Below are 10,572 nucleotides of genomic sequence, written 5' to 3'. Positions count from 1 at the left end.
TGATACTATCCCAAGAAATAGTACTAGTAGAGTTATAATGAAATAAGTAATCCTATTATTTCTCACTAACAATCCGCCAAGTTCACACCAACTGCCAATCCACCTTCGCTGGTTTCTTTGTATTTGGAGTTCATGTCTTTGGCTGTTTCCCACATGGTATTGATTACTTTATCTAATGGAACTTTTGCATTTAATGCATCTGTTTCTAAAGCCAATTCAGCTGCATTAATGGCTTTAATTGCACCCATTGTATTGCGTTCTATACACGGAATTTGAACCAAACCACCAATCGGATCACACGTCATTCCTAAATGATGTTCCATTGCAATTTCGGCAGCCATGGTCACTTGTGCAGGCGTTCCTCCCATGAGTTCGCATAAAGCTGCTGCTGCCATGGCACTAGATACCCCAATTTCAGCTTGACAACCTCCCATTGCGGCAGAAATCGTAGCTCCTTTTTTGAAAATACTACCAATTTCTCCGGCAACCAATAAAAATTGTTTGATTTCTTTATCTCCCGCTTCGTGGTTTTCAATCACTAAATAATACATCAAAACGGCAGGAATAACACCGGCACTTCCATTAGTTGGAGCGGTTACAACCCGACCCAAAGCGGCATTCACTTCATTGACTGCCAATGCAAAACAACTGACCCATTTTAGAATTTGACGAAACTTAACTTCAGTTTTTCGGATGGTTTCCAACCATTCTTGCGGATTGGAGTAGGGTAGTTCACCTTTTAAACCTTCGTGCATATCATATGCTCGTCGACGTACGTTTAGTCCGCCGGGTAAAATTCCTTCGGAATGACAGCCGATGTAAATGCATTCCAGCATTGTATGCCAAATTCGCATCAACTCATGGTTAATTTGTTCTTCAGAACGCATCGATTTTTCATTTTCCCAAACAATTTCAGAAATCGATTTTTGTTCTGTTTTACAGTATTCTAGTAATTCATCCGCTTTTTGAATCGGATACGGAAAGGCACATTTGATTGCAGTTTTCTTTTTGGCACCGGTTCGTTCTTCTGTAACTACAAATCCGCCACCTATCGAATAATAAGTGTTTTGGTACTCTTTATTGGCACAATAAACAGTAAAAGTCAATCCATTCGCATGAAAAGGAAGAAAGTTTTTGTTGAAAACGATGTCTTTTTCCACCTCAAAGTCAATCCAATTTTCATTGCCTAATTTAATTTTTTTATTCTTTTTTATGTCTTGTACAATTCCATCTATGTCGGCTACTGGTATAGTTTCAGGATTTTGACCGCTTAAACCAAGCATTACCGCATAATCAGTGGCGTGTCCTTTCCCGGTTAGTGAAAGTGAGCCATATAAATCTACTTTTACACGAACAGCATCTGAAAAAAGACTTTCTTTTCGAATTTCAGCCAAAAAACGCTCGGCAGCTCGCCATGGCCCCAATGTGTGTGAACTAGAGGGTCCAACACCAATTTTAAGCATGTCAAAAACAGAAATACATTCTTCCATAACTATATCGTTTTAGTAGGGCAAATATAGTGCATAGTTTGAAGCATTTTCAAATGATTTTTATAAAAATAGGTTTGAATTTTAACGATGTGCAATCCCAATGAAATAATAATTAAGCTTTTTTACATCCTAAATTTATATATATTTGATTTCTAAAATTTTTAAAATGAATCGTTGCCTATCTATTGTTTTATTTTTCCTGGTTACTATTAGCTATTCGCAAACCAAATCTCCTGCTGAGTTTTTGCCGAACTACGGTAAGCAAGTGTCTTACTATCATCAGGTTGAAAAATATTTTGAACATTTGGTTACCACCTCCGAATGGATTCAGTATAAAAAGTATGGCGAAACTACGCAGGAACGGAATTTGAATGCGTATTATATTTCTACACCTGAAAATCTAAAAAATTTGGAAGACATTCGAAAAAATCATTTGAACGCCATTGGTTTGTATACAAATAAATCAACAAATGTGAAAGATAAAACGATTGTTTGGTTGAGTTTTAATGTGCATGGCAACGAAATTGGTGCTATCGAAAGTGCCATGAGCGTAGCTTATGAATTGATAAACCCGAATAATAAAGATACAAAAAATTGGTTGCAGGACATTGTGGTTATTTTAGATCCTTGTTTGAATCCGGATGGTTTTTCGCGTTATTCCAATTGGCTTCGTGATATTTCAGGTAAAAAAACACATCCCGGATTGTCAGACAGAGAACACATGGAACCTTGGCCGGGAGGCAGACAGAATCATTATGTGTACGATTTAAATCGGGATTGGGCTTGGCAAACACAAATTGAAACACAATTACGAATGGATTTGTACCATGAATGGATGCCGATGGTGCATGCCGATGTGCACGAAATGGGCTATAACGAACCCTATTTTTTTCCTCCTGCTGCCGAACCGTATCATGAACAAATTGCACCTTTTCAACGTGATTTTCATAAAAAAATAGGAGAGATAACTTCCAAAAAATTTGATAAAGAGGGTTGGATGTACTACTCCGGTGAACGTTTTGATTTGTTTTATCCAAGTTATGGCGACACTTATCCATGTTATAACGGAGCGGTGGGAATGACCTACGAACAAGGTGGAATTGGAGCAGGTAGAGCCGTAATGTTAAGAAATGGAGAGATTTTAACTATCCAAGACCGAATCGACCATCATACGGCAGCATTACTAACAGTTGTAGAATTGTCTTTCGTGCAAAAAGAGGTTTTGAACAAAGAATTTAGAGCCTATTTTAAAGACAACCGAACCAAACCAAAAGGTAAATACCAGACCTATATTGTAAAAAATAGTCCAAAGAATTTGGAGTTAATTAAACTATTGAATAAAAACAGAATCGAAAGTTCTTTTGCAGACGAAACGCGAAAACTTTCCGGTTATCACTACCAAACAAATAAGGACAACGCATTTACTGTAGAACCAAATGATTTAATTATTAAAGTTGATCAACCTCGCTCGGTACTCACACAAGTGTTGTTTGAACCCAATCAAAAATTATCCGATAGTTTGTCCTATGACATTACTGCCTGGTCTTTGCCCTTTGCTTATGGAATAGAAAGCTATGCTGTAAAAGGAAATTTGGCTATAAAAACAAAATCGAAAGCAGACACTCAGATTCCAACGAAATCAACCAATGTCTATGCGTACTATATTCCATGGAATAATAGAAGTTCGGCAAGAGTTTTAAGTCTTTTACATCAAAATAACATCAAAGTGAGAACTGCTCGAAAAGAAGTGGCTTTTGATGATGTAATAGTTGAAAAAGGAGGCCTGATTGTAACCAAAGGAGATAATTCAAAAGTACCTAATTTTGAGCAAACCTTGCAAAATTTAATTCAAGAAAAGTACGATTTTGTTACCCTTGGAAGCGGCTTTGCAAAAAAAGGAGGTGATTTAGGAGGAGAGAATTATCCACTTTTAAAAGCCCCGAAAGTGCTAGTGCTAGGAGGTACGGGTGTTAGTAATATCGATTTTGGTCAGGTTTGGTTTTACATGGATCAGGTAATTGAATATCCGGTAAGTGTTGTAGAGTTGCAAAATTTTAATAGAGTTAATTTAACAGAGTATACTACCGTAGTATTGCCTGAAGGTTATTATGGCTTTTCAGATTATCAAAAGAAAAATATTGATGATTTTGTAAATAAAGGCGGAAAAGTTATCGCAATTGGTGGTGCTGTGACTCAATTTGAAGACAGACCGGGTTATCATTTGACAAAATTTGCAACAGATGATGAAAAGGAAACCTTAAAAAAAGCAATAGAAGAGCAAGAATTAAGCGATCGCTTTTTAGACTACGAGGGTTCTGAGCGTCGATCAATTTCAGGTTACGTTCCTGGTGCAATTATTGAAAATGCCGTCGACACATCGCATCCCATGACATTTGGATTGGGTGCAAAGTACTTTAGTCTAAAAACAACAGAATTAAATTACAAGCTATTAAAAGGAGCTCAAAACGTGATTTATATTCCCAAAAAATACCAAAGTTTTGGTTTTATTGGCAACAACCTTAAAAAGCAATTAGAGGAGACGGTTTCCTATGCCGTAGATAATGTGGGTGCCGGAAAAGTGATTTATATGGTTGATAATCCGCTATTCAGAGGGTTTTGGGAGAATGGAAATCTGTTGTTTAGCAATGCGTTGTTTTTGGTAGAATAAGTAAAAATCAAACTTAAAATGTCATAATGTCATATTTTTTCTGATACGTCAGTCAAAATATGACATTGTTTTTTTGTTTTTAGGCTTGGCACAATCCTTGACTTTAACAAATCAAGTTTTAAAAAACGAATTAAAAACAAAGACATACAAATTTAAAGTTATGAGTAAAATAATTGGAATCGATTTAGGAACTACCAACTCTTGTGTATCAGTTATGGAAGGTGGAGAACCGGTAGTAATTGCAAATGCTGAAGGAAAAAGAACAACTCCCTCTGTCATTGCGTTTGTGGAAGGTGGCGAAATCAAAGTAGGGGATCCTGCAAAAAGACAAGCGGTGACTAATCCAACCAAAACCATTGCGTCTATCAAACGTTTTATGGGTAATAAATATACTGAAAGTGCAAAAGAGGCTGGAAACGTTGCTTATAAAGTAGTAAAAGGTGACAACGACACGCCACGTGTGGATATTGATGGTCGTTTGTACACACCACAAGAATTGTCGGCGATGACGCTGCAAAAAATGAAAAAAACAGCCGAAGATTATTTAGGTCAGACTGTAACCGAAGCGGTTATTACTGTTCCTGCTTATTTTAATGATGCTCAACGTCAGGCTACAAAAGAAGCTGGTGAAATTGCCGGTTTAAAAGTAATGCGTATTATCAACGAACCAACTGCTGCTGCGTTAGCGTATGGTTTGGATAAAGCTGGAAAAGATCAAAAAATTGCTGTTTACGATTTAGGTGGAGGTACATTTGATATTTCTGTTCTTGAATTAGGTGATGGTGTTTTCGAAGTATTATCTACAAACGGAGATACTCATTTAGGTGGAGACGATTTTGACCAAGTAATCATCGATTGGTTGGCAAACGACTTTAACAGCGAAGAAGGAGTTGATTTACGTAAAGACCCAATGGCTTTACAACGTTTGAAAGAAGCGGCTGAAAAAGCGAAGATTGAATTATCATCTTCAGCTCAAACTGAAATCAATTTGCCTTATGTTACGGCTACAGCTAGTGGACCAAAACACTTGGTAAAATCATTAACCAGAGCTAAATTTGAGCAATTGGCTGAAAGTTTAGTGAAACGTTCCATGGAACCGGTTGTAAAAGCATTAAAAGACGCAGGTTTATCAACATCTGATATTGACGAAGTTATTTTAGTAGGAGGTTCTACTAGAATTCCAATTATTCAAGAACAAGTGGAGAAATATTTTGGTAAAAAACCATCCAAAGGTGTAAATCCTGATGAGGTTGTGGCAATTGGTGCTGCTATTCAAGGTGGTGTTTTAAGTGGTGATGTTAAAGATGTATTGTTATTAGACGTTACGCCTTTATCATTAGGAATCGAAACTATGGGAAGTGTAATGACCAAATTAATTGAGTCGAACACAACCATTCCAACCAAAAAATCACAAGTTTTCTCTACAGCAGCAGACAATCAGCCATCGGTTGAAATCCACGTTTTGCAAGGAGAAAGACCAATGGCAAATGATAACAAAACAATCGGTCGTTTCCATTTAGATGGAATTCCGCCTGCTCCAAGAGGTGTGCCTCAAATTGAAGTGACTTTTGATATTGATGCCAATGGTATCATTAAAGTTTCTGCTACTGATAAAGGAACAGGAAAATCACACGATATTCGTATCGAAGCTTCTTCAGGATTAACTCCGGAAGAAATCGAAAGAATGAAAAAAGAAGCGGAAATCAATGCCGAAGCTGATAAAATAGCTAAAGAAAAAGTGGATAAGTTGAATGAAGCGGACGGAATGATTTTCCAAACTGAAAAACAATTGAAAGAGTTTAGTGATAAATTATCTGATGCAAACAAACAACCAATTGAAGCGGCATTGAATGAACTGAAAGTTGCATATGAAGCAAAAGATATCGCCATGATTCAGCCTGCTTTAGACAAAATCAACGAAGCTTGGAAAAATGCTTCTGAAGAAATGTATAAAGCACAAGATGGTCAAGGAGCTCAACAAGCAGAACCAGCAAATGCAGGCGGAGATCAAACACAAGATGTTGATTTTGAAGAAGTGAAATAATTTCTTTTTTAAAATAGATTGAGAAGCGAACTTTAATTAGTTCGCTTTTTTTGTTTTGAACATATTAACGATTACCCAAACGTGTGGAAAAGTAATGGCGGCTAAAAACGAAAAGAAAAGTGCATCAAAAAAATGCTCCGCTCTAAATAGTAGGTATAAAAGTAAAATTCCCAATAATGATGCAATCCAATAATAAAAGGCCGATTTAAAATATTTTTTAAAGTTGTCAAAGGAGTAGCTACCATATAAAAATTTGATTTGGTCCATCATCGATGGGATGCTGTGCCACAAAATGAAGTAAATAGTAAATCCCCAGATAAGCGAAGATGTTTTAAAAATGATAGCAAATACAAACAACAGTAGTAGCTCTTGGAAAATAATTGTTCTTATTGTTTCACTTTTAAAAAATTTAATTAGGCTAACCGCCAGAAAACTTAATAAACAGAAATAAAAAAATTTAAATGGTAGTTCGGAGGAAATCGACACCTGAGTTATATCAGTAATGATACGCTGCACTTCACTTACGTGAAAAATGAATAGTAGACTTAAAATTAGTAAACCATATAACGCATGAAAGAGTAGGTTTAAAATTTTTGTGTTATCATGCACGTCCCGTTGCCAATGTTGTTCCCCAAAATGATAACCACTCACCAATATAAATAAAAGTAGAGCCATCACTGGAGTTAAATAAAACAGTAGTGCTCCAACAGCCACAATAACTATATAAAACATGAGTACTTTATAGTAGGAAGCGATTTTATTTTTGGACTGTGTTTTGTCAATTAACAGCAAATCATTGGCCCCATGAAGTATTCCAAATGAAAAAATTAAAATAAATCCTATAATTATTTGAATATTTTCACTAAAGAAGGAATTAATCCATAATCCTAAAAAGCTTGCTACAATTGAGAAATTGGTAATTTTTGACATGCTGAACAAATAATTGTTTAAAAATAGTAAAAAAAAAGTAAACAAAATGTATTTATATTTGTTAAATCTTTCGTAGGTTTGTTTAAACAAAACTTTAAAACTTTATTTTATGAAAAATTTTATGTTAATTGCCGATTTGGTACCAAAGTTAGATCCAACTGATTATGTAGGATTTACTTTTTTTGTAGGCTGTATGGCTATGATGGCTGCATCAGCTTTTTTCTTCTTGTCACTAAGTCAGTTTGACAAAAAATGGCGTACTTCTGTTTTAGTTTCCGGCTTAATTACATTCATTGCCGCAGTTCATTATTTTTACATGAGAGATTATTGGGCTTCTCACATGGAATCGCCTACATTCTTTAGATATGTAGATTGGGTCTTGACAGTGCCTTTGATGTGTCTTGAGTTTTATTTAATTCTAAAAATTGCCGGTGCAAAACAATCGTTGTTATGGAGAATGATTGGTTTTTCAATCATTATGTTAGTAACCGGTTATCTTGGAGAAGCTGTTGACAGAGACAATGCAGCTCTATGGGGATTCATTTCAGGAGTAGCATACTTCGTAATTGTTTATGACATTTGGTTAGGTGCTGCTGCTAAATTAGCCAAAGAAGCTGGCGGTGATGTTTTAGCTGCTCATAAAATTTTGTGTTGGTTTGTATTAGTAGGATGGTCTATTTATCCATTGGGATACATGTTGGGAACTGATGGTTGGTACAGTGGTTTACACGGTTTAAATCTAAATATCGATGTTGTTTACAACATTGCAGATGCAATCAACAAAATTGGTTTTGGTTTAGTGATTTATACTTTAGCTGTTAAGTCAAGTAAATAAAAGTCATTTAATTTTATAAAAGGCCATCTCAAACAGGATTTTGAGATGGTCTTTTTTTTTTAATTATTATATTCACAACTATAACAAAGTATTTATTAACTTTGATTGAAAAGTGGTTTTAACCAGAAAGTAGAGTTATGTTGAAAATTATGCTAGCAAAATATAATCCGTACGAATTAGCGTTTTTTGCTAATGGTATTTTATTAGCAATTCTTGTGTTATTTGATTATTTTATTGTAGAGTATTTTTTTAAAATTTTGAGTCTGCTTTTCCTCGGGATTTTGTATAATTTCAATTCTTCTATAAAAAACAAATGGTACTTTTGGGCCTTATTTTTTGCAACGATTTCAAATATTTTATTTGTATCAAATGAATTGGTCTCACTAACAATTGGAATGATTGCTTATTTACTATATCGATTCCTAATAATTCGTATCGTAATCAATGCAACCCAAAAAATTTATTTAGTTGCTGTGAGTTTAGGAGGGATTCTCTTTTTAACACCCTTGTCTTATTTTATCTTATTAAATCACGATTCTTTTGAGTACAGCCTCTTGCCGGCAATACTTAATATTGTTATGATTTCAATTTTAGGTGGCCTCTCTGTTTCAAATTATTTCATGGAAGCAAGTATTAAAAACACATTACTTTTAATCAGCACCACTTTATTTGCATTTTTGGCGGTGATTTTTTTGATTCAAAAATATTATCTTTTTATACCAGTTTTGGAATCCATACGTGTCATTGTACTAATGGGAGCCCATTATATTTTTTACCGATATATGCTGCTGACCGAAAAATTAAATGATAATTGAAGACCCTGCAGAAGAAACATTTTTATTGGAATCAAAATAAAAATCGATTCTTCCTAAATTAATGCCGTAACAACCAACTTGGTTAATTATTGTTTTTTTACCTATTAAATTCTCAATAATCGTTGGCTTATCTAAAAATGTATGCGTGTGTCCGCCAATAATTAAGTCGACATCTTGAGTTAACGCCGCCAATTTTATATCTGAAATTTTTGTAGGTTCATTTTTATACCCATACCCTAAATGTGATAAACAAATAACTATATCGCAATGTTCTTTTGTTTTTAAGGTCTTTGCAGTGTCTTTGGTAATTTCTATTGGGTCATAATAAACGGTTTCTTTGTACATTTTTTTATCTACCAAACCGGCAAGTTCAATACCTAGTCCAAACACACCTACTCGAATTCCATCTTGAACAAAAATATGATAGGGTTTCACAAAGCCATCCATAATCGTATTTTTAAAATCATAGTTAGCCGACAGAACTTTAAAATTTGCGTGTTGCATTTGAGCAGCTAAATTTTCGATTCCACTATCAAATTCATGATTTCCAATTGTTGTGGCGTGATAACCCATCATAGTCATTAATTTGAATTCTAGTTCCCCACCATAATAATTAAAATAGGGTGTTCCCTGAAAACTATCGCCCGCATCTAATACCAGCACATTAGGATTTTCTCGTTTTATCGATTCAATTAATGAGGCTCTTCTAGCCACACCTCCCATATTTGCATTTCGGGGATGGTTGGCAGGAAAAGGATCAATGTGGCTGTGAACATCATTAGTATGAAGTATGGTGAGGTGTTTTGTTTGAACTAAATCAAAACTGCTCAAGCTCAATCCGCCCAATCCAACCAAAGCCGATCCGGCCACTGAACCTTTTATAAAATCTCTTCTTTTCATCTGTTTGCGTTCATTTATTCTACGATTATTCTTTTGTCCATGGAAACTTTTAGCGTATCAACTTCTTTAAAATGGTCAATTAATACATTTCTAATTTTATAGTCCAAGTCAAAAGTTCCTTCATTTTTCTGAAAAAAAATCATGTTGTCACCACCGTTAGAAAGATAGTCGGAGGTGGCTACATAATATGTTTTAGACAGATCTAAAGGCGAGGTTCCAACTACAATCGCTTTTATTTTTAATTCGGAATTAAAGTATATTTTTATCCCCGACAGCGGATGTGGCTTTTTTTCTTTAAGCAGATATTCCGCCATTTCTCTGATTTGATCGCCCTTTAATGCAATAACCATTAAATTGTTTTCAAAAGGCATTACTTCAAATGCGGTTCGTGTTGTAACGTTTCCCTTTGGAAGGATGGAACGAATACCGCCATGATTTAAAAGGCATACATCAATTTTCTGCTGATATCTTTTTTCAAAAACTAATGAAGCTGTTTCAAAACAAACATCAGCCATAAAATTCCCAATATTTGTTTGCCATTCTCCTCTACTTTTATCGAGAGTCTCGGGATTGTAGGCAAGTATACTGTCTAGGTCTTTTTCTATGTGTTCGCGAAAAGGCTTGACAAATGTTTCTATAGAACTGTTCAAAGAATAGTCAGTAGACACCCCGATATTCGTTCCTTCAATTTTGGTAATTTGATACTTTTTAGAACAAGAGATAAAAAATAAAACTGTTATAAATATAACAAAATGTGTTATCTTTATATTAAAGATTTTTGTTTGAATCACAGCAAAAACAAGTTTAATTAAATAATTTTGCAAGCAAGTAAATGTAGTATGTTTTTAAAGTTAATCAAAGATTTTGCGGTCAAAAGAGTATTAAATAAT

8 protein-coding genes are annotated in these 10,572 nt (G+C 34.8%); 4 read left to right on the top strand and 4 right to left on the bottom strand.

Going from position 1 to position 10,572, the window contains the following annotated elements:
* Positions 1 to 65: 65 nt before the first annotated feature.
* Positions 66 to 1,490 (bottom strand): L-serine ammonia-lyase, encoded by a 1,425-nt coding sequence (locus ACIQ2S_RS07960; protein ID WP_396174755.1) that lies wholly within the window; start codon positions 1,488 to 1,490, stop codon positions 66 to 68.
* 166 nt (positions 1,491 to 1,656) lie between these two features.
* On the opposite strand from ACIQ2S_RS07960, the gene ACIQ2S_RS07955 reads away from it, so the two are divergent.
* Entirely contained in the window at positions 1,657 to 4,158 is a 2,502-nt protein-coding gene (locus ACIQ2S_RS07955; RefSeq protein ID WP_396174753.1) for a M14 family zinc carboxypeptidase, read from the top strand.
* A 160-nt stretch (positions 4,159 to 4,318) separates the two neighbouring features.
* Positions 4,319 to 6,202 (top strand): molecular chaperone DnaK, encoded by a 1,884-nt coding sequence (gene dnaK / locus ACIQ2S_RS07950; protein ID WP_396174751.1) that lies wholly within the window; start codon positions 4,319 to 4,321, stop codon positions 6,200 to 6,202.
* 36 nt (positions 6,203 to 6,238) lie between these two features.
* On the opposite strand, the gene ACIQ2S_RS07945 is transcribed toward dnaK, so the two are convergent.
* Positions 6,239 to 7,132 carry a Brp/Blh family beta-carotene 15,15'-dioxygenase gene (locus ACIQ2S_RS07945; RefSeq protein ID WP_396174749.1) on the bottom strand — a complete coding sequence of 298 codons (894 nt, stop codon included), beginning with the start codon at positions 7,130 to 7,132 and terminating at the stop codon, positions 6,239 to 6,241.
* Between the two features lie 109 nt (positions 7,133 to 7,241).
* Here ACIQ2S_RS07945 and ACIQ2S_RS07940 point away from each other — a divergent pair, with 109 nt between their 5' ends.
* Both ACIQ2S_RS07940 and ACIQ2S_RS07935 read left to right on the top strand, forming a co-directional pair.
* Positions 7,242 to 7,967: a bacteriorhodopsin-like gene (locus ACIQ2S_RS07940; RefSeq protein ID WP_396174747.1), complete on the top strand. Its 726-nt coding sequence runs from the start codon at positions 7,242 to 7,244 to the stop codon at positions 7,965 to 7,967.
* Positions 7,968 to 8,104: 137 nt separating this feature from the next.
* Entirely contained in the window at positions 8,105 to 8,782 is a 678-nt protein-coding gene (locus tag ACIQ2S_RS07935; protein WP_396174745.1) for a hypothetical protein, read from the top strand.
* Here the strand turns inward: ACIQ2S_RS07935 and ACIQ2S_RS07930 are convergent.
* Both ACIQ2S_RS07930 and ACIQ2S_RS07925 read right to left on the bottom strand, forming a co-directional pair.
* Positions 8,768 to 9,682, bottom strand: coding sequence for a metallophosphoesterase (locus tag ACIQ2S_RS07930; protein WP_396174743.1), 915 nt, complete (start codon positions 9,680 to 9,682; stop codon positions 8,768 to 8,770). The genes ACIQ2S_RS07935 and ACIQ2S_RS07930 overlap by 15 nt on opposite strands.
* Before the next feature lie 14 nt (positions 9,683 to 9,696).
* Positions 9,697 to 10,332 carry a 5'-nucleotidase C-terminal domain-containing protein gene (locus tag ACIQ2S_RS07925; protein ID WP_396174741.1) on the bottom strand — a complete coding sequence of 212 codons (636 nt, stop codon included), beginning with the start codon at positions 10,330 to 10,332 and terminating at the stop codon, positions 9,697 to 9,699.
* Between the last annotated feature and the right edge of the window lie 240 nt (positions 10,333 to 10,572).

Origin of the sequence: Flavobacterium sp. (genome assembly GCF_044371705.1) — a bacterium.
Lineage (GTDB): Bacteria > Bacteroidota > Bacteroidia > Flavobacteriales > Flavobacteriaceae > Flavobacterium.
This window is presented reverse-complemented; position numbering and strand designations above follow the sequence as displayed.